Here is a 24811-nt window from a genome sequence, read left to right on the forward strand (position 1 = left end):
ACCATGCAGCAAAGTATCGTATTCGCAAACAGTGACCGACTGCGTCCGCCTGCCGGCCATTATTCGCACACCTGCACCGCCGCGGGCCTCGTGTTCGTGTCCGGACAGCTTCCGGTCGATGTGAACGGCAAGCCCATGAGCGACCAGCCGTTCGAGCGGCAAGCTGAACAGGTGCTCGCCAACGTCAACGCGTGCCTCGAAGCTGCGGGAACCGATCGAAGCCGGCTCCTCCAGGTGCGCGTCTACGTGACCGATATGAACTTTTGGCCGGCGTTCAACCAGATCTATGCCGATTGGATCGGTGAGGTCCGGCCGGCGCGGGTGGTCGCCGGAGTGGCATCCCTTCATTTCGGATTGCTGCTGGAAATCGAAGCCGTCGCGCTTGCCGCCGCCTGATCGCAAACCTTCTGAACGACGTTTGACCGGCGAAAGAATGACATACGCTCTCAAGATCAATGGCACACGGCAGACCGTGGATGTAGACGGCGATACGCCCTTGCTGTGGGTGCTTCGCGACGTCCTCAAGATGACCGGCACGAAGTTCGGGTGCGGGGTAGCGCTGTGCGGCGCGTGCACGGTTCACATCGATGGTGTCGCGACCCGATCCTGCATCACCACCGTCGATAGCGTCGGCGACTCCTCCGTGACAACCATCGAAGCCGTAGGCCGCACCGATCTTGGCCGCAGGGTCCAGGAGGCATGGCTCGACCTCGATGTGGTCCAGTGCGGCTATTGCCAATCGGGGCAGATCATGTCTGCCGCGGCACTGCTGGCGAGCACGCCCCATCCGACCGACGCAGAGATCAATGACGCAATGTCCGGGAATGTCTGCCGATGCGGCACCTACAATCGCATTCGCGATGCCATCAAGCGGGCGGCGGAAGGGAAGCAGCCATGATAGAATTGGATGCCGAGCGACTGCCGCGGCCGGTAGCGAGCTGCTACTCGAAAAAGCTCTCACGCCGGAGCTTGCTCAAGGTCGGAGCGACCGCGGCCGGTGGTCTTGCCCTGGCGGTTGCGCTGCCGTCCTGGTCGAACGCCGCGGTTAAGGAGAATGATCCCGCTCTCAACGCGTTCGTCCGCATCGAGCCGAATGGCCGTGTGCACCTGACGATACCGAGCATCGAGATGGGGCAGGGGATTTATACCGCCATGTCGATGCTTCTGGCCGAGGAGCTCGAGGTCGATCTCGACGCCGTCACGGTCGAACACGCGCCACCGAACGATGCCCTTTACGCCAATCCGATTCCGATCCTGCGCCAGCAGACGACGGGTGCATCGGCGTCGATTCGAGGCTTTTGGCGGCCGCTGCGATTGGCGGGTGCTGCGGCACGCCTGATGCTGGTCGCGGCGGCGGCGAAACAGTGGAACGTGGCCGCGTCGGCTTGCAGCGTGAGGAGCGGGGTCGTCTTGGATCCTTCGGGAACGAAGTCGCTGGCCTACCGGGATCTGCTGCGGTCTGCAGCGTCCCAGAAGGCGCCCGCGCCTGACCAGATCAAGCTCAAGCCGCCGGAACAGTTCAAGCTGATCGGTAAATCGCCCAAGAGGATCGAGGCCGCCGATAAGGTCTCTGGTCGAACTCAATTCGGGATCGACGTCATCCTCCCCGGCATGAAGGTTGCCGCGCTCGCGATTTCGCCCGTCATGGGGGGACGGCCCAAGGACGTGAACAAGGCCGCGGCGCTCGCGACGAAGGGCGTACGCCAGGTCGTCACGATTGACCAGGCGGTGGCCGTCGTTGCCGATCACATGGGCGCTGCGAAGAAAGGCCTGACGGCTGCCACCATCGCATGGGACGACGGTCCCAATGCGTCCGTCGACAGCAAAATGCTTGTCGAGCAGCTCAAACGTGCCTCCGAAGGTCCCGGCGTCGTGGCGCGAAACGAAGGACACTTCGAAGAGGCATTTTCCGGCGCCACGCGGCGCATCGAGGCGACCTACGAGCTGCCGTTCCTGGCACACGCTGCAATGGAGCCCATGAACTGCACCGTGCATGTCCGGAAAAATTCCTGCGAGATCTGGGTCGGAACCCAAATCCCGACTGTCACGCAAGCGGCGGTCGCGGCCCTGCTCGGCATTCCTCAAGACGCCGTGGTCATTCACAACCAGTATATCGGCGGCGGCTTTGGTCGCCGGCTCGAGCCGGATGGAACGCTGCTCGCCGTACAGATCGGCAAGCAGGTTGACGGTCCTGTGAAAGTGATCTGGAGTCGCGAGGAGGATATCCAGCACGACATTTATCGTCCCTACTACTACGATCGGATATCGGCCGGCCTCGATGCCGCAGGACAGCCGGTTGCCTGGGACCATCGGGTGTGTGGCTCCTCGATCATCGCGCGCGCCGTGCCCGCACTTTTCAAGAACGGCCTCGATTTCGATGCGGTCGAGGGCGCTGCCGAGCCGCCCTATGCCTTGTCCAACATTCTAGTCGACTATGTTCGCGCCGAACCGCCCGGCGTCACGACTGGGTTCTGGCGCGGCGTGGGGCCGGCGCATAATGTCTTCGTCGTCGAGAGCTTCATCGATGAACTCGCGGCTGCGGCGGGCAAGGATCCCGTCGAATATCGCAGGAATCTTCTTGGGCACAATCCGCGCGCACTCGCCGTTCTGAATCTCGCGGCAGAGAAGGCCGGTTGGGGCAAGCCGATGCCCGCGGGAAAGGGCCGCGGGGTGGCTGTCCAGTTCGCGTTCGGAAGCTACCTGTCGCTCGTGGCCGAAGTCGCCCTCGACGAGAAGAGCACCGTGAAGGTGGAGCGCGTCGTCTGCGCGGTGGACTGCGGCTTGCCGGTCAATCCGCTCATGATTGACGCGCAGGTGCAGAGCGGAACGATATTCGGCCTGACTGCGGCGCTGCGCGGGGCGATCACGTTCAAGGACGGGCGCGTCGAGCAATCCAACTTCGATACCTATTTGCCGATGCGCATCGAGGAAACCCCACGCATCGAGACTTACATTGTGCCAAGCGCGGCCGAACCTGGCGGCCTCGGTGAGGCGGCGACCGCTATCGTGGCGCCGGCGGTGACGAACGCGATCTTCGCGGCCGCGCGGCGCCGCATCAGACGTTTGCCGATCGAGTCCACATGACAAGAGAGCGACCAGCGCTGAATATCTCTTGCAGCGCTGTGCGCGAGTCACGTGGGGCGGCGCGCGCGCTTTCCCGCTGTGGTGCGTTTCGAGGCCGCCTGGCCCTTACCCGATTTCGCAGGCACGCTGGTCGATACCTTCGCCATGCGATCGCTGCCGGCTGCTTCACCGTCGGCCGGCTCGAGCGTAGTCAGGACGTCGCGCAGGAGATGGGCGAGCGTCTGCTGCTGTTTGCCGTCAAGGCATTCAAGAAGCTGCCGTGCGGCAGCGAAGTGCGGTTGAATCACCTGATCTGCCAGGGTGATCCCATTCGACGTGAGTTCAACCTGAACGGATCGGCGGTCATCCGGGGCGGGGCGCCGGACGATCAGGCCGGCCCGCTCGACGCGATCGAGCCTGTTGGTCATGGCGCCGGACGTCAAAAGGCAGGCCTCGCTGAGTTCAGTCGGCCGCATTCGATACGGCGCACCGGATCGGCGCAGGGAAACGATCACATCGAAAGTCTCCCAATTCAATCCGAGAGGCTGAAGCCACACCTCGAACCGGCGGCGCAGATGCTCGCTGATACGCCAGATCCGGCCGACGGTCTGCAGGTGCGAAACGTCGAGCTCCGGCCACTCCTTCGCCCATTCGCCCGCAAATTTGTCGATTGCATCCCGTTTCACGTCCGGAATTCCTTCTTATAAAGTATCTTGATATAAAGTATCTTCATGTGATACTTCTCGGCCCAACTCATAAAGCAACGAACAGATGAGCTCAACAGGAACGCAGCCCAACACGGAGGAAGCGTGATGCCCACGAGGCGCTCCACCATTCTCGGCCTGCTTGGCATGGCCGCCGCGCACCCGGTATCCCGCGCCTTTGCGCAGAGCGGCGCGGCACCCATCAAGATCCGCGTCGCCTCGGTGATCTCGTCGGCCTGGCTCCCGCTCTGGGTGGCAAAGGACAAGGGCATTTTTCTGGAGAAAGGTCTCGACGTCGATATCATGACGGTCCAGAACCTCTCCACCACGATCGGCGCGCTCGGACGTCAGTTGGACATTTCGGGCGCGACCGCAATCGATATCGTGAAGGCGGCGGCGGGCGGTCTCGACGTCGTAGGCGTGTGCGGCAACACGATCGAGACCGCAGCCAATCGGCAGATGCGCCTCATCGCCGGCAATCAGTCCGGGATCAGTTCGATCGGCCAGCTGAATGGCAAGACGATCGGCACGCCATCGATCAACGGGGTCATCCACATCGCGACCCTGCTTGCGCTTAAGCGCGGCGGGGTGGATCCGAAGAGCGTGCGCTTCATCGAGATGATGTTCCCCAACATGGCGGACCAGCTCCAGGCCCAGCGCGTTGACGCGGTCGAGGCAGTCGAGCCCTTCGTCGCCGCGCTCAATAAGTCGGGCCACGTCGACCTTGGCGATCCGATGCTGCAGGTCGGCGATCCCATTACGTTGACGTGCTGGATGGCGAATGGCACCTGGGCGCGCGCCAATGCCGACGCGATCGCGCGCTGGGTCGCCGCGCTGGAGGAGGCGAGAGCCTATATCGCGGGCTATGAGGTCGAAGCGCGCGAGATTCTCGCCAAGTGGACACGTCTGCCGAATGACGTAATCGAAAGCATCGTGCTGCCGACGTACAGCACATCTTTGACTGCAAAACACATCTCAGCGTGGATCGAGGCGACGCGGGAGACCGGACAGCTTACCGCTCAGCTCAATGCATCCAATCTGGTGCTGAAGTGACGTGGGATCGGCGCTGATCATGACGATCCAGCCCGCTTTTCAGTGCGAGCGCCTCTGCATCGATCTGCCCGGTGCGCCGGGCGTTCGTCGCATCATCGAGGATCTCGATCTCGAAGTCGGAAGAGGCCAGTTCGTCTCGATCCTTGGCGGCTCCGGCACCGGAAAGACGACTTTGCTGCGCGCGCTAGCGGGGCTGACGTCCCACAGCTCTGGGCGTGCAGTCTACGAGGGACGCGAGGTCCGCTCCCCGGTCCCCGGCATGGCCATGGTGTTCCAGGACTACGCGCACGCCCTCTTGATGTGGCGAACGGTGCGGCGAAACGTTGCGCTGGGCGTGGAGGGGCGCCTCCGCAACGGTGAGCTCGATCAGAAGGTTCAGAACGCCATCCGCATGGTCGGGCTTGAGCGATTCAGGGATGAATACCCGTGGCGGCTATCGGGCGGGATGCAGCAGCGGGTTCAGATCGCCCGGGCGCTCGCCATGGAGCCGAGCGCTCTGTTGATGGACGAGCCGTTCGGAGCGCTCGACGCCATGACCAAGGCATCGCTGCAGGACCAGCTTCTGGCCGTGCAGGCCGAAACCGGCGCGACCGTGTTGTTCGTGACTCACGATATCGAGGAGGCGATCTACCTCAGCAATACGATCATCCTGCTGAAAGGCAGCCCGGCCCACATCGCGCGGCGCATCACCGTCGACCTGCCGCGGCCGCGGGACCAGATCGTGACCAAGGAGCTTCCCGAATATCTGCGGCTGCGTCATCAGCTCTTTGAGGCGTTTCGCCATGAGATCCATGCTTAGGCGCGCAGGGGGCGCGCTCAACCTATCCGCGCTCGCGACCGCGCTGGTCCTTCTCGTCGCATGGGAAGTCGGGGTCAGGGCCGCCGCGACCCGGTTCGAGTTCCTGCCGGCGCCGACGGAGATCGGCCAGACCCTCTACGGCGCGATCCGATCTGGCCAGATCATCGGCGATGCCGTGCACACAGTGGCCTGCGCCTTGGCCGGATGGGCCATTGCGAGCATGCTTGGCGCGGCGATCGGTTTCGCGCTCGCGTTTTCGCCGACCGTCCATCGCTTCTTCAACACGTCCCTCGAACTGCTCCGGCCTTTGCCGGCCGTGGCGTTCGTTCCGGTGGCGGTCCTGCTCTTCGGCTTCACCGTCTACACCGAAATCACCGTGATCGTCTTTGCGAGCGTGTGGCCGGTCATCGTCAACACCGTCGCCGGGGCGAGGGCCATCCATCCGCGGCTGCTCGATACGGCCGCGACGCTGCATTTGTCGCGAACGCAGCGGCTCGGCAGGCTCGTCCTTCCCGCGGTTCTGCCGTCCACCATCGTCGGGGCCCGTGTCTCGCTCGGTCTCGCGCTCGTCGTCGCTGTTATCGCGGAAATGGTCGGCAATCCGGCTGGGCTTGGCTGGGGATTGGTGGCGGCGCAGGAAGCGCTTCAGCCGGGTCTCATGTTTGGCTATCTCGTCGCCACGGGTGCGCTCGGCGTTCTCCTCAATGCGTGCCTTCGATTGACCTTCGCGCGGCTGTTTCCCGGAATTCGGGAGATCCAGCAATGATGACCGCGGTGAACGCGCCCGCGCCGGCCGTGGCTGGTGGCAAGGAACGCCCTTGGATATTCCATGCAGCGGATAACGTTTGGTCGGCGCTGCAAGGGTTGCTGCCGCTGATCGCCCTGCTCTTGCTCTGGCAGATGCTCGGCGATTCGCGCTCGCCATACTTTCCACCTCCGTCCACGTGGGCGGCTGCTCTCATCGACCGGACGAACTCGGGCGATCTCATTCCCGCCGTGCTGGTGACGCTTCAGTCGGTTGCCGCCGCTCTCATCCTTGCCACGTCATTGGGCGTCGGCATCGGCGGGCTGATCGGCGCCTCGCCCGCTCTGGCTCGTTGTCTCGGGCCGACGTTGGAATTTCTGCGCACGTTGCCGCCGCCCACCATCGTGCCGGTGGCAGCCTTGATCATCGGTGTCAACGAGACGATGAAGCTGTTCGTGATAGTTTTCGCGGCGCTCTGGCCGGTTCTGCTCAACACCACCTTAGGCGTGCGATCGCTCCATCCGACGCTGCTAGAGGCCGCGCGGTCCTTGCAGCTCGGTGTCGTCGCCCGGATGACCAAGATCTTCCTGCCAGCGCTGCTGCCGTCGATTCTGACAGGCGTGCGCGTCGCCGCTCCCCTGGCGATCATCGTGTCGCTACTGGCCGAAATGCTGACACTGATGCCGGGGCTGGGCGCATTGCTGCTCATGGCCCAACGCAATTTTAACGCGGCCGAGGTGTTCGGCCTGCTGACCGTCGTCGGGTCATTCGGCTTCATCCTCAACGCGGCGCTTGCCGCTTTTGAATCCTGGGCCTTGATGCCTCAGGGCCGGACCTGAAGGGATCCGATCATGTCCATCGATTTCGAACGGAAGGGTGCCGTTGCCCTGGTGACGATCAACCGGCCTGACGCCATGAACGCCCTCGACGTCGAGCACGATCGCGCGCTTGCCGAGGTCTGGAAAGAGTTCGAGGCGGACGCGACGTTGCTGGTCGCTGTTCTGACGGGTGCGGGCGGGCGCGCGTTCTGTTCCGGCGGCGATCTGAAGACTTACATGCCGTGGCGTCGCGATGTTGCCTTGCATGGGACGGACAGCACGATCAGCTTCGGCGGCATGACGCTCGCCGATGAGATCACCAAGCCGGTCATTGCCGCGATCCAGGGCCATTGCCTCGCCGGCGGGCTGGAACTGGCGATGGCGTGCGACCTGCGCGTCTGTACGCCGGACTCGCGGTTCGGACTGGCGGAGGTGCGATGGGGCGTGCTGCCGGGCGGCGGCGGCACGCAGCGGCTTCCGAGGCTCGTTCCGGTGGGGTGCGCTCTGGAGATGATCTTGACAGGAGAAGCGATCGATGCCCAGCGCGCGGAACGGATTGGACTGGTGAACCGCATCGTCGCCGTAGATGCGTTGCTCGATACCGCCTTCGCGATCGCGGAACGCATCGCGGCGAACGGGCCGCTTGCCGTGAAGGCCGCGAAGCGAGCCGTCCAGCATGGATTGGACCACTCGCTGGAGAAGGGACTAGCGCTCGAAGGAGCGCTGCAAAAGGAGCTGCTGCAATCCGACGATGCGGAAGAAGGGCTTCGTGCCTTCGCCGAACGGCGGCGTCCGACTTATGCGACCGGTCCCGCCCCGGCCTTGGCCAAGACCTTGAAAGCCTGATTCCGTCCTTGAGGACGGCGTCATTCGATCAAAGAGCCTGGAAGGTACAGATTCATGCCGACAGAAAATCCTAACAGACCGCGATATTCACCGGCCCGACGTGTCCCGCTTGGGACAAGCGGAGAGCTTTTGTACCTGTCGGGAATCCTCTGCGCCGACGAGGATGCGCGTGACAATATCGAATTGCAGACTCGTCGTATTTTTGAGCGCATCTCTCGCGTGCTGGCCAAGCATGGCGCCTCCCTTTCGGATATCGTGAAGACCACATCATATCTGGTGAATCTAGCCGATTACGACGGCTTCAACCGAGTCCGTGTCGAAACGTTCTTGGACTGCAAGGAGCCGCCGGCCAGCACCGCCGTCGGAGCCGGGTCCCTCCTTGGCTCGGGGACGCGAGTGGAGATCGAGGTCGTAGCGTTTGTACCGTCGCGCTAAGAGCTGCTCGGACTTCGCCAACAAAGATCGTCTCCACCGCGGTCTTCATGTTGTCGTGGACGTCGCGACTACACGTGCCCCTGAACAGGGCGAACGCACGGTCGCGGGAACACCATCTCCCGCGTCTCGCGCGGATCGGCCCTTACAAACAGCATACCGCGGTGGCAGAGCCGGACGTGGGCGCGACCTTCACGATCACTGTGGTCCCACTCAAAGGACTACCTCGTGGCTTCAGTCGAACTGACAGGCTTCGCCGGGGCGCAAAGCTCAGCGCGACATAGGCCGCCGCTGGTGATTGCAGCAGCAATATCGCCGCTGCATTAGCGAGCGAACAACTTCGTGAATTTGCGCGATCAAATTTGAGTCCTTCGAAATCGTTTTCGACATTAGAAGGTCAGTCGAAAATCACAAAGAGTAAGCATGCGCACAGTAGGTGCGGCATCACCACCATGACTGCGAGCACGCACGAGCTCATGAAGGAATACACGATGATGATGAACCGTCGCCGCTTTCTCTACGCTGCTGCCACAGGTGCGGCTATGCTCTCTCGGACGTCGAACCTGCGAGCGGCGGGCTACGACCTGATCATCAGGGGCGGACGGGTCGTCGACCCGTCGCTTGGCATCGACGGGGTCCGCGACGTGGTCGTCGTCGGCGGACGGATCGCGGCTGTCGAGGAGAACGTCAAGGCCGATGCCGCGGAGATCCTCGATGCGCGCGGCAGGCTGGTCGTGCCGGGACTTATTGACGTCCATTGCCATGCCGCCCAGAGCAACGACGCGCCGCAGCTCGTGCTTCTGGACGGCGTCACCAGCTACCTTGACGCTGGCACCTACGGTGCAGACGGCATTGATCAAGCTGCGGCCCGCGTGAAGGCCGGGCCGAACTTTGGCCGCCTGCTTATCAATATCTCGCGTATCGGGGTCGACAACCAGAAGGGCGAACTGCACGATCTGAACCTGGTGGACGTTGACCTGGCGCGCGCCGCCATTGCTCGCAACCGCGATGTCGTCATCGGCATCAAGGCGCGGCTTTCGAACAGATTCACCGGCGCCAATGATCTTGAGGCGCTGCGGCGAGCGCAGGAAGCAGCTCGCCCGTTTGGGCTGCCGGTCATGGTCCACATCGGCCAATCCTACTCGCCACTGCCCGCGATCCTGTCGTTGCTCAAGCGCGGTGACGTGATCACGCATGTCTATGCGCCCGACCCAAATGGCATTTTCGACGACAGCGGGCGCGTTCTTCCTCAAGTGCTCGCCGCGCGTCGTCGCGGTATCCAGTTCGACTTCGGCAATGGCACCCTCGACCACTTCAACTGGGAGATGTTCGAGCGGGGCGTCAAGCAGGGTTTCATCCCGGACACAATCTCGACCGACTGGGACGGACCTAAGACACGCACCACTAACGTTGTCGACTTGCCCAACGTCATGTCGAAATTCCTGATGCTTGGTCTGTCGCTCCGCGACGTGATTGCCCGCGTCACGGTCAACTCCGCGCGTGCCTTCGCTGCGTTCAGCGACCGCGGTACCCTCAACGTAGGTGCGCCGGCCGACGTCACCGTGCTGGATCTGCGAGAGGGAGCGTTCCAGTTTCAGGATGATTATAAGGTCGTACGGACCGGCTCCCAGCGGCTATTCCCGATCGCTGCCGTGGTCGGCGGCAAGAAGACGCCGGAGCGCTCGTGACAAACACTCGGTCCAGGGAATTTTCTTTCAAGTTGGTACTGAGTCATTCCCGGAGCCGTTGCAAGCGAAACCTCCGATGATCGGCTAACTGAGGGCTTCCGCAATTTCCGAACGTTTCGCGCGGCAGTCCAGTTAATGTTCGCCCCGCTACCAAATCGAAGCGGGATCCGGACATCGTGGTGGGGCGCAGGGTATAGGAACGCGGAACGCGTAAGCCCGCGACGCTGGTGCCTGCTACGACGTCAATGCGCAGGGTCATAAGCGCTATGCTCTTGTTGATGGCGATGCCATCAAGGTCATGAGCCGTCGCGCTGAGCGGATGCAAAGACCGAGTCATCCGATGCTGCACGCTGCTGGCGGCTGATGCCGATTGCCCCATGGCAGACGACGGCCGGTATTGTTGACCTATCCCGTGGTCGGAAAGACGATCGAGTAGGCTTGTTGACCGGCATTTGCAGCGCGATAGCCGTGAAGAGGACGATTCAGTGCTCTACCCGCGTTCCTAGAATGGCGAGCCAACTATCTTAGGCAACAGAAGCAAAAGCGCTAGCCGCGCTAATGGCGCAGTCGCGATGAACTACCTCCGGTTGATATAGCTCAGCCGAGCGCAAAAGCGCTGTGCTCCGACAAAATCTCAAAACTGCGATATCGCGCGGTCTGGTCATAGACAGGTGTCAGCACCATCAATTCGTCCGCCGCAGTCTCTGCGAGCACCCTATCGAGCCCGTGAAAGACGGTCTCTCTCGAACCAACGATTGGGAGGGGTAGGAAACGCTCCAGTGATAGCCTCTCTTTCTCGGTCGAAACGGCTTCGAGATTCCGTATCGGACGCTGCAGGGGCAAAGAGTTGCCACGAACGCAGTCGATCAGCGTGAATTGTACCGAGCTGAAGACATAGTGGGCCATATCCTCGGTATCTGCGGCGATGACAAAGACGGAGACCATTGTGTATGGATGATCCAGCGCGTCGGATGGCCGGAAATGCAATCGATAGCTTTCGAGCGCAGACCCCACCGAGCGGGGAGCAAATTGGGTGGCGAACGCAAACGGCAAACCGAGCTGTCCCGCCTCGATCGCCGCGAAAGTGGAGGATCCAAGCAACCAGAGCAGCACTTTCAGGCCGTTCCCGGGCACTGCGCACACGAGCTGTCCTGCCTCCAGCTTCCGAAAGTAGGATTGTAAATCGCGTATGTCGGAGGGATAGCGTTCGCGAGCGTTGGGTGCCAACCGCCATCGCAGCTGATTTTCCCGAATTGGCCCGGCCAGCGCGGCCAAGCCCCAGGTCGATGCGATCAGGATGAAGTGACGCCAACGTGCCAAACTGTTCGGCCACGACCAGCGGTGGGTGGTTCGGCGGTATGACTCCCCCCGCGCCGACCCGTATCGTCTTAGTATTGTTCGCAATATACGAAATGACGACGGGGGTTGCAGAACTAGCGAACATCGATACGCTATGATGCTCCGCCACCCAGAAACCTTTGTAGCCAAGCTTCTCGACATGAGCCGCGAGAACGGTTGCCTGTTGCAAGGCTTCGCGCGGCGTTTCATCCGCTAACACCGGGCAGTATTCGAGAATCGAAACTGGAATTTTAGCTCTCATGTGAGGCTACCATGTGTGATCACTTTTTGGACCAACGCTAGCACCGGAGCAATTCCGAACACCAAGCGATTTCGGCTACGAACATATGACCGCGCCAGGCGGAGCTAATAATTGAAGCGGAATGACGACAAGAGAAAATCCGCTCGCATGGAGGAAACATGCGAGCGGCGCCGGATCGAGAGTTGAGGTAGGAATGCTATTGCCCGAACATCGGATCGACCGGTGGAAAGCCGAGCGCGTTCTTGCCTGCGCTGATGTAGAACCGCTCTTGCGCGAAGGCGTGTTGTCTCGCCGCATGAATATCGCGCAGGCGCCGCTGCAGGGCTGATGCGTTCATGATCGCGTTGGTACCGCCGAGCGTATAGCAGTCGCTGACGATATTTGTGCAAGCCGCATGGATCCAAGCGCTAGCTTGCAAGCCTTCGGCAAAGTCGGCCTCGCCATTTAGCGTGCCTGCAAGAGCGCGGCGCCAATGGTTATCGGCCTGAACCTGCAACAGCGCACGTGTTGCGCGCAACTCTGCACCGAGACGACCGAACTCTTGCTGGAAGACCTGCGAATCCCTGAGATCGGTCGTTGCAAAAGCCTGGCGGCGGCCGCTGCCGGCCATGCCTGCAAGATCGGCCATGGCGCCTGCAGCGATTCCATTGGCCACAGCGCCATGAAGCGAGGCGAGGAAGGGCATGAGAGGGCTCTCGAGCGGTCCAGGTATCAAGGAGCTTCCGTTAAACATGTCGAACATATTCGCCTCCGGAACTTTGACATCTTTCAAAATCACATGATGGCTACCGCTGCCGGTTAGCCCGGAGGCCTGCCAAGTCTCCTCTATACGCCAGCGCTCCGCGGGCAAAGTGACCCATCGGGTGACGGGGCCGCGCTCTGACATGACGGGTTCGCCGTCTTTGTGCACAATGCAATGACCGACAATCCATTGCGCATTTTGGCAGCCGCTGGCGAACGGCCAGCGCCCAGACACCTGGTAGCCACCATCGACCACCTCGGCTCGCCCGACCGGCATGCCGGAGGCGGCCAACTGGTTGGCTCTGCCATCTGCATGGATCCGGTCAAAAGTCACCCGCGGCAGTCTTGTGGTGAATAATTGCGCCCCGATTCCGATCATGGACACCCACCCGACCGAGCTATCGGCAGCCGCCAATGTCTCGATCAACTGCAACACCTCGGGGACGCTCAATTCCAGCCCGCCATGACTTCGCGGCAACAGGGTCCGGAATAAGCCGAGGCGCTGCAGCCGGTCGGTGATATCGGCGGGGACGCGGCGCCCCTTCTCGATCTCTTCGGCGCGAGAGACAAGCTCCGGCACCAGATCGCGAAGGGCGGCATGCAGCCGCATCACCTCGCTTGCGAGAGGCTCTTGTTCGCGGGCCTCGTCGAAAGGTTTGCGTGGCGTATGAACGTTTGCTGCCTTGATACTTGCGTTGATCACGATTGTCTCCGGTCAAAAGTCTGTGATGGCAAGTGCGGTCAAGCACCAGCCGGACTTGTCGAGATCGTCGTTTCCCACGGTGTTGAAAACGAGCGGAGCTAATACAGATGCATGGGTGATTCTTCATCGCAAGCGAAATCGTTTTCGATGATTATCAAATAGCCGCGATGCCAATGGAGGATACGCAATTATCGCTGCCAATGAGAAGACTCCTGATGTGAAAGCTCCCGACGTCCTACTGTTGCGCAAAACTAAAATCGTTTTCGATGTTTCATTCGGTCTGCTCAGAAGAATGCGCGCTTCGCCCTTGCGCTTAGGCATCCCGACAAGAAGGGGCTGTGAAGGTTATCTTCCTCATCGGCGTGGATCCGGGTTGAACTCGTCGTTGATGAAGTTTTGCATTCGAAATCGCCGAGTTCGCTTCGCTGCCGCTTTTCGATCAACTGCGGCACTATGCATCGTTCTTGCTGAGTTCGTGATGATGTCGGAAAAGATCGGGCGGTCTATTTATGTGGCGACTGCTTCAGCGCTGTCTCCTTCATGACCCGAGACCTCGCAACCCGCGCGCATGTCGCAACTGAACTCGAACACGGATTTGCCCTCGTTGGCGGAGGTGAGTTGCAGACTAGATATGAGGCGTGATTCTGCTCGTCATGAGCTTAGCTTCTGATGCAACCCAAGTGGTTCTGTCTTCAGCTCCCCACATCGATTTTGTACCACCCGTGCCGCATAGTGCGATTGCGTAAGTTATTGCTGGTGGCCGCAACACTCCCGCTAATGTGAGCTCACTCTCCCTGAAAATCGGGAAAGCAGATTAGGCGTACCGCCCGCTCAATACGGCTGTAATCAAGTTCCGATTGACTGCTAACGATCGCGGCCTAGTCTCGGATCTAGCTCCTGCCGGCTCACTCATCAGCTCGCCTCATCGGAAATCCTGGATGTTAGACTTCGCTTGTTCGGCGGTAGGAAATGGACGCATCCTTCGCAGCTGGCTTGTCTTTCTGGTGTCCATGGTTTTGCTTCTGGTGCCTGTCGCATCGACCCAGACACGCGCAGAGCGGGGGCAACCGGCAGAACCCGTGCTTGCCATCGGAAGAGGAGCCACCGAAGACCGCTTTACCGCCAACCAACTGTTGAGCAGGCCCGACGCCGTCGTGTTGAGTGTGACCGGCGACGTCTATCACCATGCTGTCGCCTATCGGGCCGTGCCACTCTTGGCGCTCTTAGGCAATAGCGTTGCTCCAAACTTCGACACCGTCGAGGCGGAGGCACGGGACGGCTTCGTCAGCGAGATTCCGTTTGCATTAATTCGTCAAGGCGCTAGTGGTGGGTCGGTCGCCTATATTGCGGTCGAAGATATCGCCCATCCATGGCCACCATTACCGCAGAAGACGCAAACTGCCGGTCCGTTTTACCTGGTCTGGCAGAACCCGGAGAAATCAGCCATTGGAGGCGAGCAATGGCCCTATCAGTTGACGCGCTTGAGCTTTGCTGAAAGCCCAGTTCACCGCTGGGCTCAACTCGCTGTTCCTGCCGATACTGCGGTCGACGCACCAGCACGGCATGGACAAGAAGTATTTATCACGCAGTGCTTGCCTTGCCATCGGTTAAATGGCGGCGGTGCGAGCGATACCGGACCGGATCTTGAACGGCCGATGAATCCAACGCAATATCTTACCGAGGCCGGGCTGCGCGCGATCATCCGAAATCCGCGAGCGGTTCGCGCATGGCCAGCTCAACAGATGGTCGGCTTCAGCAAAGACCAGCTCTCGGACGTTGACCTCGATGCGCTGGTAGCCTATTTGCGCACCATGGCAATAGCATCGGCTGGCTGCTCAAACAATCCGAACGATTTGTCGTGCGGGCGGAAGTGATTGAGGTTTCTCGTGCTAGTGCCGGTAGGACTTGCCACCGGCGCAGGCGAATATCACGCGTAGCCGTCCTTTGGCTGCTCAAAATATAGCGTAGCGCTTCTTCTCCGACCTCATTATTGCGCACTTAGCCCGAGTCAGCGGAGCGATGATCTAATTCAAAAGCCGTGCGGCCAACCTTGTCATTGACGAGTGGTCTACGGACATCGCGGGGCGAAACGGTGCGGCCTGTATACAGCCCACCCGAACACGGTGATCAACGGCGTCGCGCGTGCCCGACAAGACCTCAGACGCACGGGCTCTTTATCGATGATTTCATAAACGCACCCGAACGCCAAAGCCTAATGGTGTTTGCGCCCATTCCACCAAGCGAGATTGGCCTGACCAATGTCGGGGTCGCCGAGACACTGCAGGCAGCGCATGAGAAGTCCGAGCAGCGGACAATTGGAGCCCAATGCGAGAAAATAAGGCGACCTTTTACGGGTTTGCATCTAAATGGGAGACAATGATCAAGGAGTTTTCCTTCGATGCAGGACATCGCGATATTCGTGGCTGTCGCGCAGAACGGCAGCTTCACGCGCGCCGCCTCGCAGCTGGCGACCAGCAAATCAAACGTTGGGAAAGCCGTCCAGCGACTGGAAGCGCGGTTGGGCGCGAAGCTCTTCCAACGCACGACCCGCGCCGTGCGCCTCACCGAGGACGGCCAGATCTACTTCCAGGCCGCGCGCGCCGCAATCGCCGGCCTCGCGGAAGCTGAGACCGTGCTGGCGACTCGTCGGGACGAACCGGTCGGTCGCGTTCGACTTGATATCGCCGCCAGCCTGGGCATGGCGATCATGCCGAGTTTGTCAGAACTACGCGCGCGACATCCCAAGGTCACACTCGAACTATCGTTAACTGACCGTCAGAGCGATCCGGTAAGCGACGGATGGGATATCGTCGTGCGCATCGGAGTTCTGCCCGCGATGGGGGACATGGTCGTTCGAAAGCTCTGCGATGTAAGATACGGGCTCTTTTCTTCGCCCCATTATCTCAAGGAGCGGCCGCCGATCCGCTCGGTCGCCGACCTGCACGAGCAGGACGGCGTCCTCTATCGCACTGATGCAGGCCAACTACGACAGTGGTCGGTCGAGAGCCGCGACCAGATCGTCGAGTTCCTGCCTCGAACGACGGTGGCGGCTCACGACGGCCGAACAATGATCGAAGCGATCCGCGCAGGCCTCGGGATTGGCCAGCTCTTCGACCGGGTTGCAGCTCCGTTCGTTGCTGCTGGTGACTTGGTTCCGGTGCTGCCATCGCTCAAGGCGCCTGGCCTGCCGGTCCACGCTCTCATCCCGGTCGGTCGCCGCATGCCGCTCAAAACGCGCGTCGTGCTCGAACATCTGAGCGCGGTACTGCGGGCGGATTCCTGATGCCCCGATGGGCTCAGAGCGTGATCACGATCTTTCCGACCTGTTGGCCCTTTTCCATGTAGCGATGCGCATCCGCAATCTCGGCGAACGGGAACGTGCGGTCGATGCGCGGCTTCAACTGGCCGCTGTCGAGCTTCTCATAGACGTAGCGCTCGGCGCTCTTGAGCGCTTTGGGATCACCAGTGATCGAGAACATCGTGTAGCCCATCATTTTGAAGGGCTTGCCTTGCGCGCCCTGGCCCCACGCTTCGTAGATCGGAAACGGCGTCGGCTCGGGGGCCAAGTTGCCGTAGATCATGATGAGCCCGTCGCGCGCTGTAGCCTTGGCGAGTTCGAGGATGCCCGAACCAGCGACGGCGTCGAACACGATCTTCGCACCGACGCCCTTCGTGATTTCCAGAATGCGCACGGCGATATCCTTTTCTTCGTCGGTCACGATCACATGGTCGGCGCCGCCGGCAAGGAGTTCGTCTCGCTTATCAGCGCCACGCGTGGTCGCGATCACGATGCCACCCTCGGCCTTAACGATCTGGGTCGCGGCGATGCCGATCGAACTGGTCGCCGCGGTCAAGACGACATAGTCGCCCTTGGCGACGTGCCCATTATGCACGATCGCGCCATAGGTGGTAATGTACTGCATCCAGATGCTGGTGCCTTGCTCGAAGGACAGATGCTCCGGGTAAGCCGCGAGCGCGCCGGCCGGCACGATCGCCACTTCGCCATAGACGCCGTACTGATTGAGCGGGAAGGCCGGCACCGTCGAGCGCACCTTTCCGACGAGGTTCGCATCGACGCCCTGGCCGACCGCCTCGACGATGCCCGACGCCTCGTAGCCGAGCTTCGACGGGAAGTTCGGTTGCAGGAAATACTGGCCCTCGCGGAACATCATCTCGGCACGGTTCAGGCCGATTGCCTTGACGCGAAGGCGCACCTCGCCGGGACCGGGCTCCGGCAGCGGAACCTTGTCGATCCGCAACACGTCCGCGCTGCCCGTTTCATGGAAGCGCACGATTTTCACCAGTTCAGACATTCTCATTCTCCATGCCGGAAGACGGGGCCTTGCTCGCGTGATGAATGGCTTGGGGCCCGTCAGCCTCGGCTCGGGTCGATCAGGAACTTCTCGCCCGTCGCCTTACGTTCGAAAGCGCGCACCATTTCAGGCTGCAGAACTTCTGCAAGGCCGATGGTGCGCGTGTAATGGCTGGCGAAAGTCGTCGTGAGTTCATCCAGCACGCGCTGGCGGAGACGTGCCAGCGTGGCCGCATCGATTTTGCGCAGGTAGTGGAAGACCAACCACGCCGACACGCTCCAGGCATAGCCGAAGGTGGCGCGGTTCAGCATGGTCGGCGCGTTATCGAGACCGCCGTAGACATAGAGCTGCTTGAAGACTGTCGAGCCGTAGCGATCGAAAGCGGGCATTTTCTGGACCGCCGCACGCTCCATCGCCTGCAGGATGTCGCTGCCGAGCGAGCCGCCGCCGATCGCGTCGAACGCGATGGTCGCGTCGGTCTCGGCGATCGCGTCGGTCAGGCGATTGTTAAAATCGTCATCCTTGCTGTTCAGGACGTATGTCGCGCCGATCCCGTGCAGCAAGGCTGCCTGCTGTTCGGAGCGCACGATGTTGACGAGGGGTATGCCGTCGACGACGCAGATGCGCTGCAGGATCTGGCCGAGGTTGGATGCGGCCGGCGTGTGAACGATCGCCTTGTGGCCTTCGCTGCGGGCGGTCTCGACAAAGCCGAGCGCTGTGAGGGGATTGATGAACATCGACGCGCCGTCCGCGGCACTGGCTCCCTCAGGAAGGGGGATGACGTCTTCGGCGCGGATGCGGCGATAGTCGGCGTACATGGCGCCACCGAACATGCCGACACGCTTACCGATGAGCGCGGTCGCGTTCCGACCAGCCGCTACGACCGTGCCCGCGCCTTCGTTGCCAACGGCCAGCGATTGGCCCAATCGCACCTTGACGCCGGCTAGGCGCGCTTCGGGCACCTTGAACGTCAGCTCCGGCTCGGCGGCGCTTCCAGACACGGCGATGTCGGAGACATCCGCAGGGCCGAGCAGAAGACCGATGTCGCTCGGATTGATCGGAGTCGCTTCGACGCGGACGATGATCTCGTCATCCCCCGGATCGTCTCGCTCGATGTTCTGGATCGAGAGGACCAGCTTGCCGCTCCTGCCGATGGTTGACCGTAGTTCGCGCCCAGCCCAGCCCATATTCCACCTCACTTTTCCGATTCCGCGCATATGGTCTTCGCGCTGACCTTCATAAACGGCCGTAAAAGCGACACTCTGTCTCCCGAGCGGCTACAATCGAACTCAATGACCGGAGCAAAGATCGAAAACGATTTCGAAATAGCGATAATAGTTGTATGACGATGGCGGCCCCGTAACGGGAAGCGGATGAAGCAGTGGGCAGCGGTCGAAACGCACGCGTCCGCTGGGGGACGTGCGATCATCGGCTGTGACAACATCGGACTCTCAATCCGCCGCTGACCACCTTTTCCACGCCACATTCGAAGTAGCTGTGCAGGATGATCGAATTGCTCGTCGCCTTGGACGGCCGCTTGCCCGAAGGACTGCAGGAGGTGTGCCCGCCTGAGGTGATCCCGCGCCCTTCCCATGGCGCCTTTGGAAGCGGATCCGGCCGGGCCTAAACAAGGTTCCTTCCTCTTGACATAGCATCTATTGAACCTCACGTACGAAAACGTTTTCGATAACCCGGAAAAGTGAGGGATAAAGACCGTGCGAGATCAGGAAGGCGGATGTTTGTGCGGGGCCGTGCGCTACGTCCTCAAGGGCGAGCCGCGGGGCATCGTGATTTGCCATTGTACGCATTGCCAGAAGCAGAGCGGCAGTGCGTTTTCGGTCAACCTGCTCATGCAGGAAAACGATGTCGAACTGCGCGGCGAGACCGCCTTCTTCGTCGACCATGGCGATAGCGGCTTGCCCTCCTATCGGCATTTCTGCCCGAGATGCGGCTCCCCGATCCTGACCAGAAGCGAAAACATGCCCTCGGTGGCGATCGTGAAGGCCGGATCGCTCGACAGCATGGAAGCGGTCCATCCACAGGTCGAGATCTACACGGATCACGCGGTTGGCTGGTTCACGCCTGTTGAACGGGCGCCGCGCTTCACACGAACCCCACCAAACGCCTAGCCATCCTAAGGAGCAAACCATGACATTCCAGACGATCAATCCAGCGACCGGCGAAGCGGGACCGGAATTTCCATTCCTCACGGACAGCGAAGTTTTCGCCGCGCTTGAGACCGCAGATCGCTGCTTCCATGACGACTGGCGCAAGCGGTCGGTTGCCGCGCGTGCCCGGATCGTCGGTCGCGCGGCCGAAATCCTGCGCGAGAAGCGAGACGAATATCAGGGGTATCTCACCCTCGAAATGGGCAAAGTGACTCGGTTCGGCTATATGGAAGTCGATCTCGCGGCCGACATTCTCGCCTATTACGCCAAGAACGCGGAGCACTTCCTGGCACCTAAGAGGCTGCCCGATGCTCCGGCGCCACTGTCTTCGCCGAGCCGACCGGCGTCATACTCGCGATTGAGCCCTGGAATTTCCCGTATTATCAACTCGCTCGTGTGGCCGGCCCCCAGCTTGTTGCCGGCAATGTTGTGCTGATGAAGCATGCGCCGAACGTTCCACAGTGCGCACTCGCTTTCGCACGGCTGTTCGAGGAGGCCGGCGTTCCCGCAGGAGCCTACACCAATCTCTTCTGCAGCGTGGAGCAAGTCGGTGGCTTGATCGATGACTTCCGCGTTCGTGGCGTAGCGCTGACCGGCAGTGACCGCGCCGGTATTTCGGTCGGCGAGCGAGCCGGCCGCAATCTCAAAAAGGTCATCCTCGAACTGGGCAGCAGCGATCCCGCGCTCATTCTACCAGGCGCCCCGCTCGACTATGCGGCCGAGCAGGTGGTAATGGGCAGGACATTCAATTCCGGCCAGGGCTGCGTCAACATCAAGCGCGTGATCGTGGTCGGTAAGGACCGCGGCGAGCAGATGCTGGTCAACCTTAAGGAGCGGTTCGCAGCGATCAAGGTCGGCGATCCGACCGACGAAGCGACCAACATCGGTCCGGTCGTGAGTGAACGCGCGCTGGAGACGCTGGTGAAGCAGATCGATGCCGCGACGGCGGCTGGCGCGCAGGTCGTCTTCGGCGGTAAGCGTGTCGATCGGCCCGGCTTCTTCCTTGAGCCGACGATTCTCACCAACATCACACCCGACAATCCTTTGTTCAATCAGGAGGCGTTCGGACCGGTGCTCTCCTTTTACATCGTCAACAGCGAGGAAGAAGCGATTAAGCTGGCCAATGCCACGAAGTTCGGGCTTGGCAGCTATGTCTTCGATGCCGACATCAAGCACGCTCAAGAGGTCGCGGCGCAGATCGACACCGGCATGGTGTACATCAATACTTGCTTCATGGATGCGCCGGAAACGCCCTTCGGCGGTGTCAAGAATTCCGGTTTCGGCCGCGAGCTCTCGGAATTGGGCATTGGCGAATTCCTGAACCACAAGCTGATCAAGGTCAGCGAAATCGCTTGAGACCGGTGAATCGGTAAACCAACGTACCCGCCAAGGAGGTCACGCGGCAGCCTTGGCGGACGCGGCTTTCTTCCACCATCCCATTTGGCAATCGCCTCACCATCTCACCATGTCGTGTCCGTAAGGAACGGTCGTCTATGGAATCGTTTCGATAGATAAACTCTCCGTGCGTTCAGCCGAATCGAAGGAGGTTGCCTTGAAAATTGGGTTCGTCGGTCTCGGTCGCATGGGCAGCGCGATGGCGGCCAATCTGGTGAAGGCTGGCCACGACGTTACCATCTGGAGCCGCTCGCTGGACCAATCGTCCCCGCCGGCGGCGTCTCTCGTCCAGGCCGGCGCCCGCGTCGCCGCAACGCCCGCGGAGGCCGCCGGTGGCGAAGTCATCATGTCATCGGTCTCGGACGATCACGCTGTCGAGGCGATTGTCTATGGCGAGGAGGGCATTCTCGATGCTCCCGCACTCCACGTCTCCCTGAGTACGATTAGCATCGACCTCGCCGACCGCCTCGCCCGAGATCAAGGCTCTAGGGGCGGCTATGTCTCGGCATGCGTGTTCGGCCGCCCGGCGGCAGCAGCGGCAGCAAAGCTGTTCGTTGTCGTAGCGGGTGGCTCCAACGAACTCGATCGCTGCGAACCGCTCCTCCAAGCGATCGGACAGCGCGTCTTCCGCGTGGGAGATAGGCCGTCGGCGGCCAATCTGGTGAAGCTCAGCGGCAACTTCATGATCATGTCCGCAATCGAAGCGATGGCCGAAGCCATGACCGTCGCCGAGAAGGGCGGCGTGGAGCGAAAAGCACTGCTCGACGTGCTGACCGGAACGCTGTTCGACGCGTCCGTCTATCACACCTACGGTGAAATCCTCGTCGAAGATCGCTTTAAGCCCGCTGGCTTCACCGCGCCGCTTGGCCTTAAGGAGGACATGAACCTTCTCGACAGCGCTGCGGCCGCCAATAATGTCCCGATGCCGCTGCTCGGTGTCGTGCGCGACCATCTCCGCTCGGCGATCGCTCAGGAAGGCGCGGACATCGACTGGACCAGCGTTGCGCTTGCTGTGCGCCGCGACGCCGGACTTGCCTAAACACCTGCATGATCATGGAGAGTACTATGAGCTTACAGAGTCCGATTCACGACAATCCGAAGACGCTCCTGACTCCGCCGGGCTACAGCCAACTGGTCGAGGTCGGCCCCGGCCGGCTGATCTTCGTCGCCGGTCAGGTTGGCCTGAACGTCAGTGGCGAACTGGTGGGCAACGGCGATTTCAGGCAGCAAACGGAGCAAGCATTCCGCAACCTTATTGCTGCTATCGAGTCACGCGGAGGCACCGTCGGCAGCATCATCAAGTTGTCCATGTTTCTTACCGACATGAAGAACTTGCCCGTGCTCCGCGAAGTCCGCGACGGCTTCATCGCGCCCGGACCTGGCGTTCCCGCCAGCACGACCGTCGAGGTCTCCGCGCTATTCCGACCTGAATTCCTGTTCGAGGCCGAAGCCGTGGCTTGGCTGCCGGCGGTGGAGGGGACCTAGGTCTGCCAACGGCGACGAAAGTGCGAGCGTGGCAAAACGGTCGAAGCGGCGGCTACAAAGGCCACCGCAGCAAAGGGAGGCCAACAGCGGCTCGTCGTGTCGGTGGTTGCGTATGATTCCCTCCCTGGGCACCAAAGCTACGATATTTTGCGATTTTCTACGATATTCGGCGAGGGACGACTAAGTCTCGCGATCGAGAGGAAACTAAGCAAGGGGACTGGCGATATTGAGTGACGCGAACCACCGACGTCCCCGCCTCGAAAAGACCCTTATGACTTGCTGGGCGCGTAGTCAGATATGGTGATGACTGTCATGGGTATGTCCTTGGTTCAAGTTGAGGAGATTCAGGTGTACCGAAAGCGATCGATCCGCTGCACAGGAAGGATTGGGAATCGAGGCGGAATCGTTGGAAATGTCTGTCAGTCAGCTGGGGCAGCGATCGTCAGATGATGGTAATCTGACCTCACGACTCAGGTGCGTCGATCGCCCCAAGATACGAACCATCAGCCAACCAGGGTTACTCCATGTATCGCATTCACGCGCTTACTGCGGCGTTCCCGGAGATGGGTACACCTGTCTACGATCGGCTCAAGGAGGACATAGCCGCGAGCGGTCAGCAGCGCCCGATCGCCCTATATGAAGGAGCCGTGTGGGGATGGCCGCGCCCGCCTTCGAGCACGCGGCGAATTGGGCCTGCAGCCAAAGTTTCGGTTTCTGAAGCCGAAGGACGAGCCGATCCCCTATCTTCTATTGCGGCACGACCGTTATGGCGAGCCGCGCTCGCCGGAGCGGACGGCAGCTTTGGCAATTCTCCAGCGCACCTATGATGAAGACTGGGTCGCCGCGTTCAAGAGACAGCGGTCGGAGTGGCTGCGCGCTGCACGTAACGAATTCCGATCGGTTGCGCCACTGCGAGCTCAACCTTGTGCGGTTTGTCACCAGCACGCCGAGTTCGTGCACGCACACCATTCCATACCTCTCAACGTCCAGTTCGAACTGGGGATCGAGAAGCCGATCCACGAATTCGTCTGGTTGTGCCCAACGCATCATCGACACATGCAGATGATGATCAGCGTCTACATGACCGATACGCGGTCTGGTCACTTTCTCGATGGAATTCCTGATCACGCGCTAGACAATTGGCATGCCGTTGAGCGCATGTTCCAATTGGGCCGTCGATCTTTTTCTCGGCATCGGAGGTATGCATCAGAATGGCCGCGGTTGCGACTATATCTATTACGACTACGGTTGGACTGGATAACAGCGTCGCGATGGGACGACAGGACCGAACCCGGCGGCGTGAATAGAAGAAGGGCGCAGCGGCTCGCTGGTTTCGTCGCCGCTTCAATGCGCCACAGCCTCCGGCACCGGGTTGTCCAGCGAAGTCACAGACACGATCGACTTGAACTCCTCAAGGATCTCCGGGTGGTTCTGGTCGAGATAGCGCTCCACCTTCTTGTTGCCGATCAGCTTGGAGACGTAACCGCAAGCAATCACGAGATGCAGAACATCCTCACCGTATGAGGTTTCCACAGCTTTGAAGTCTTGCTGAAGCACGCTCATCTCGCGCTCCATGCGCGCGATCTGCTCGGGCGTCATCCCGTCAATCCTTTTCACCCGTTCAGGCTTGGCTAAGTCGGCCTGCTTGGTTGCCGCCAGCAGAGCCCGAGCATACCCAATCGTAAAGTTTGAAGCTGACAGCATCAATTCGGCGACCTCGACTTGGCGCATGGAGCCCATCCGACGGAGGGCGTCAAACGTCACAGTGCTGACCATCTTGTCCTTCAGCATCTCGATTACTTCCGGGCTGATCCCATCCAGCATCGCCCGCCGCCGCTTGATGTGACCAATGTTGACATCGAGCGCTTTGGCCAACTTCTCTTCCGACACACCGCGCGCAAGCGCACGTACGATCATGAAATATTCCTGAATCGTCGCGAGGTGATTGATGCGCTTGTTATAGGTGAAGGTTTCGTCATCATGCGCCAAAATGCAGCGAGCGCTCGTCTCGCCACGATCCAGTAGCGCCGCTCGGCGCCAATGGCCGTCCAGCAGCAGATGCTTTCCGTTCTCGTCGGGTTGCCTTGAGACAACCAGGGGCTCGATCAGACCGACTTCAGCAATCGACTGGGCAACCCGCTTGTATCGGACGAGCTTCTTTGTCTCTTCAGAGACCTGCTTGAGTGGCAGAATCGCCTCAAACGGAACAACGACAATGCCCTCCTCAAAGGCAATCTTCACCTCGACATTGTCCATCG

At 60.9% G+C, this 24811-nt stretch carries 22 protein-coding genes and 2 pseudogenes; 17 read left to right on the forward strand and 7 right to left on the reverse strand.

All coding sequences use genetic code 11. From position 1 onward, the window contains the following. Positions 1 to 3: 3 nt before the first annotated feature. From H1B27_RS01855 to H1B27_RS01865, 3 genes are read left to right on the forward strand one after another with little or no spacing between them, the layout of a single operon-like run. A complete protein-coding gene (locus H1B27_RS01855) occupies positions 4 to 396 on the forward strand; it encodes a RidA family protein (protein WP_197964786.1) in 393 nt (130 codons plus the stop codon). Positions 397 to 433: 37 nt separating this feature from the next. After that, complete coding sequence (locus tag H1B27_RS01860) at positions 434 to 898, forward strand: (2Fe-2S)-binding protein (RefSeq protein ID WP_197964787.1); 465 nt, start codon at positions 434 to 436, stop codon at positions 896 to 898. Further along, positions 895 to 3084, forward strand: a complete 2190-nt coding sequence (locus tag H1B27_RS01865) for a xanthine dehydrogenase family protein molybdopterin-binding subunit (protein WP_197964788.1) — start codon at positions 895 to 897, stop codon at positions 3082 to 3084. Before H1B27_RS01860 ends, H1B27_RS01865 begins: the two co-directional genes overlap by 4 nt. A gap of 47 nt (positions 3085 to 3131) precedes the next feature. On the opposite strand, the gene H1B27_RS01870 is transcribed toward H1B27_RS01865, so the two are convergent. Further along, complete coding sequence (locus H1B27_RS01870) at positions 3132 to 3749, reverse strand: MarR family winged helix-turn-helix transcriptional regulator (RefSeq protein ID WP_197964789.1); 618 nt, start codon at positions 3747 to 3749, stop codon at positions 3132 to 3134. Positions 3750 to 3875: 126 nt separating this feature from the next. Between H1B27_RS01870 and H1B27_RS01875 the strand changes: the two genes are divergently transcribed. The 6 genes from H1B27_RS01875 to H1B27_RS01900 are packed head-to-tail and all read left to right on the forward strand — an operon-like array spanning position 3876 to position 8463. Further along, a complete protein-coding gene (locus H1B27_RS01875) occupies positions 3876 to 4820 on the forward strand; it encodes an ABC transporter substrate-binding protein (RefSeq protein WP_197964790.1) in 945 nt (314 codons plus the stop codon). 19 nt (positions 4821 to 4839) lie between these two features. Then, positions 4840 to 5619 (forward strand): ABC transporter ATP-binding protein, encoded by a 780-nt coding sequence (locus H1B27_RS01880; protein ID WP_197964791.1) that lies wholly within the window; start codon positions 4840 to 4842, stop codon positions 5617 to 5619. Then, positions 5603 to 6385, forward strand: coding sequence for an ABC transporter permease (locus H1B27_RS01885; protein WP_197964792.1), 783 nt, complete (start codon positions 5603 to 5605; stop codon positions 6383 to 6385). The genes H1B27_RS01880 and H1B27_RS01885 overlap by 17 nt, the downstream gene beginning before the upstream one ends. Further along, positions 6382 to 7203 carry an ABC transporter permease gene (locus tag H1B27_RS01890; RefSeq protein WP_197964793.1) on the forward strand — a complete coding sequence of 274 codons (822 nt, stop codon included), beginning with the start codon at positions 6382 to 6384 and terminating at the stop codon, positions 7201 to 7203. The genes H1B27_RS01885 and H1B27_RS01890 overlap by 4 nt, the downstream gene beginning before the upstream one ends. A 12-nt stretch (positions 7204 to 7215) precedes the next feature. Continuing rightward, positions 7216 to 8028 carry an enoyl-CoA hydratase/isomerase family protein gene (locus H1B27_RS01895; RefSeq protein WP_197964794.1) on the forward strand — a complete coding sequence of 271 codons (813 nt, stop codon included), beginning with the start codon at positions 7216 to 7218 and terminating at the stop codon, positions 8026 to 8028. 54 nt (positions 8029 to 8082) lie between these two features. After that, the gene (locus tag H1B27_RS01900) at positions 8083 to 8463 is read left to right on the forward strand and encodes a RidA family protein (protein WP_197964795.1); all 381 of its coding nucleotides are present in this window, start codon (positions 8083 to 8085) and stop codon (positions 8461 to 8463) included. Positions 8464 to 8467: 4 nt separating this feature from the next. Here the strand turns inward: H1B27_RS01900 and H1B27_RS01905 are convergent. Continuing rightward, a pseudogene (locus H1B27_RS01905) lies at positions 8468 to 8752 on the reverse strand (IS21 family transposase); the annotation flags it as partial. A 184-nt stretch (positions 8753 to 8936) separates the two neighbouring features. Here H1B27_RS01905 and H1B27_RS01910 point away from each other — a divergent pair. Next, positions 8937 to 10148, forward strand: a complete 1212-nt coding sequence (locus H1B27_RS01910; RefSeq protein WP_197964796.1) for an amidohydrolase family protein — start codon at positions 8937 to 8939, stop codon at positions 10146 to 10148. A 597-nt stretch (positions 10149 to 10745) separates the two neighbouring features. On the opposite strand, the pseudogene H1B27_RS39940 reads toward H1B27_RS01910, so the two are convergent. Further along, positions 10746 to 11748 (reverse strand): annotated as a pseudogene (locus tag H1B27_RS39940) (LLM class flavin-dependent oxidoreductase). A 196-nt stretch (positions 11749 to 11944) separates the two neighbouring features. Further along, entirely contained in the window at positions 11945 to 13192 is a 1248-nt protein-coding gene (locus tag H1B27_RS01920) for an acyl-CoA dehydrogenase family protein (RefSeq protein WP_197964798.1), read from the reverse strand. Between the two features lie 938 nt (positions 13193 to 14130). On the opposite strand from H1B27_RS01920, the gene H1B27_RS01925 reads away from it, so the two are divergent. Both H1B27_RS01925 and H1B27_RS01930 read left to right on the forward strand, forming a co-directional pair. Next, positions 14131 to 15066 carry a c-type cytochrome gene (locus tag H1B27_RS01925; RefSeq protein ID WP_197964799.1) on the forward strand — a complete coding sequence of 312 codons (936 nt, stop codon included), beginning with the start codon at positions 14131 to 14133 and terminating at the stop codon, positions 15064 to 15066. Between the two features lie 524 nt (positions 15067 to 15590). Then, positions 15591 to 16475 (forward strand): LysR family transcriptional regulator, encoded by an 885-nt coding sequence (locus tag H1B27_RS01930; protein ID WP_197964800.1) that lies wholly within the window; start codon positions 15591 to 15593, stop codon positions 16473 to 16475. Positions 16476 to 16488: 13 nt separating this feature from the next. On the opposite strand, the gene H1B27_RS01935 is transcribed toward H1B27_RS01930, so the two are convergent. After that, positions 16489 to 17505: a zinc-dependent alcohol dehydrogenase family protein gene (locus H1B27_RS01935; RefSeq protein WP_246515115.1), complete on the reverse strand. Its 1017-nt coding sequence runs from the start codon at positions 17503 to 17505 to the stop codon at positions 16489 to 16491. 59 nt (positions 17506 to 17564) lie between these two features. Then, positions 17565 to 18692: a zinc-binding dehydrogenase gene (locus H1B27_RS01940; RefSeq protein WP_197964801.1), complete on the reverse strand. Its 1128-nt coding sequence runs from the start codon at positions 18690 to 18692 to the stop codon at positions 17565 to 17567. Between the two features lie 528 nt (positions 18693 to 19220). On the opposite strand from H1B27_RS01940, the gene H1B27_RS01945 reads away from it, so the two are divergent. The 5 genes from H1B27_RS01945 (at position 19221) to H1B27_RS01960 (ending at position 22553) form a co-directional block, all read left to right on the forward strand. Beyond that, positions 19221 to 19634: a GFA family protein gene (locus tag H1B27_RS01945; protein ID WP_197964802.1), complete on the forward strand. Its 414-nt coding sequence runs from the start codon at positions 19221 to 19223 to the stop codon at positions 19632 to 19634. 19 nt (positions 19635 to 19653) lie between these two features. Next, the gene (locus tag H1B27_RS40760; RefSeq protein WP_283816920.1) at positions 19654 to 20109 is read left to right on the forward strand and encodes an aldehyde dehydrogenase family protein; all 456 of its coding nucleotides are present in this window, start codon (positions 19654 to 19656) and stop codon (positions 20107 to 20109) included. Continuing rightward, positions 20031 to 21029: an aldehyde dehydrogenase family protein gene (locus tag H1B27_RS01950; RefSeq protein ID WP_311976923.1), complete on the forward strand. Its 999-nt coding sequence runs from the start codon at positions 20031 to 20033 to the stop codon at positions 21027 to 21029. Before H1B27_RS40760 ends, H1B27_RS01950 begins: the two co-directional genes overlap by 79 nt. A 196-nt stretch (positions 21030 to 21225) precedes the next feature. Next, a complete protein-coding gene (locus H1B27_RS01955) occupies positions 21226 to 22107 on the forward strand; it encodes an NAD(P)-dependent oxidoreductase (protein ID WP_197964803.1) in 882 nt (293 codons plus the stop codon). An 8-nt stretch (positions 22108 to 22115) separates the two neighbouring features. After that, complete coding sequence (locus tag H1B27_RS01960; protein ID WP_197964804.1) at positions 22116 to 22553, forward strand: RidA family protein; 438 nt, start codon at positions 22116 to 22118, stop codon at positions 22551 to 22553. Positions 22554 to 23897: 1344 nt separating this feature from the next. Here the strand turns inward: H1B27_RS01960 and H1B27_RS01965 are convergent. Beyond that, on the reverse strand, positions 23898 to 24809 hold the full coding sequence (locus tag H1B27_RS01965) for a plasmid partitioning protein RepB C-terminal domain-containing protein (protein WP_197964805.1): 912 nt from the start codon (positions 24807 to 24809) through the stop codon (positions 23898 to 23900). Positions 24810 to 24811: the final 2 nt, after the last annotated feature.

The organism is Bradyrhizobium diversitatis (assembly GCF_016031635.1).
In the GTDB taxonomy this organism is placed as follows: Bacteria; Pseudomonadota; Alphaproteobacteria; order Rhizobiales; family Xanthobacteraceae; genus Bradyrhizobium; species Bradyrhizobium diversitatis.

Bases quoted from the DNA above. Each gene is read 5' to 3' on its own strand.
- H1B27_RS01855 (WP_197964786.1), top strand. From the start codon at position 4: ATGCAGCAAAGTATCGTATTCGCAAACAGTGACCGACTGCGTCCGCCT.
- H1B27_RS01860 (WP_197964787.1), top strand. From the start codon at position 434: ATGACATACGCTCTCAAGATCAATGGCACACGGCAGACCGTGGATGTA.
- H1B27_RS01865 (WP_197964788.1), top strand. From the start codon at position 895: ATGATAGAATTGGATGCCGAGCGACTGCCGCGGCCGGTAGCGAGCTGC.
- H1B27_RS01875 (WP_197964790.1), top strand. From the start codon at position 3,876: ATGCCCACGAGGCGCTCCACCATTCTCGGCCTGCTTGGCATGGCCGCC.
- H1B27_RS01880 (WP_197964791.1), top strand. From the start codon at position 4,840: ATGACGATCCAGCCCGCTTTTCAGTGCGAGCGCCTCTGCATCGATCTG.
- H1B27_RS01885 (WP_197964792.1), top strand. From the start codon at position 5,603: ATGAGATCCATGCTTAGGCGCGCAGGGGGCGCGCTCAACCTATCCGCG.
- H1B27_RS01890 (WP_197964793.1), top strand. From the start codon at position 6,382: ATGATGACCGCGGTGAACGCGCCCGCGCCGGCCGTGGCTGGTGGCAAG.
- H1B27_RS01895 (WP_197964794.1), top strand. From the start codon at position 7,216: ATGTCCATCGATTTCGAACGGAAGGGTGCCGTTGCCCTGGTGACGATC.
- H1B27_RS01900 (WP_197964795.1), top strand. From the start codon at position 8,083: ATGCCGACAGAAAATCCTAACAGACCGCGATATTCACCGGCCCGACGT.
- H1B27_RS01910 (WP_197964796.1), top strand. From the start codon at position 8,937: ATGAAGGAATACACGATGATGATGAACCGTCGCCGCTTTCTCTACGCT.
- H1B27_RS01925 (WP_197964799.1), top strand. From the start codon at position 14,131: ATGTTAGACTTCGCTTGTTCGGCGGTAGGAAATGGACGCATCCTTCGC.
- H1B27_RS01930 (WP_197964800.1), top strand. From the start codon at position 15,591: ATGCAGGACATCGCGATATTCGTGGCTGTCGCGCAGAACGGCAGCTTC.
- H1B27_RS01935 (WP_246515115.1), bottom strand. From the start codon at position 17,505: ATGTCTGAACTGGTGAAAATCGTGCGCTTCCATGAAACGGGCAGCGCG.
- H1B27_RS01940 (WP_197964801.1), bottom strand. From the start codon at position 18,692: ATGGGCTGGGCTGGGCGCGAACTACGGTCAACCATCGGCAGGAGCGGC.
- H1B27_RS40760 (WP_283816920.1), top strand. From the start codon at position 19,654: ATGACATTCCAGACGATCAATCCAGCGACCGGCGAAGCGGGACCGGAA.
- H1B27_RS01960 (WP_197964804.1), top strand. From the start codon at position 22,116: ATGATCATGGAGAGTACTATGAGCTTACAGAGTCCGATTCACGACAAT.
- H1B27_RS01965 (WP_197964805.1), bottom strand. From the start codon at position 24,809: ATGGACAATGTCGAGGTGAAGATTGCCTTTGAGGAGGGCATTGTCGTT.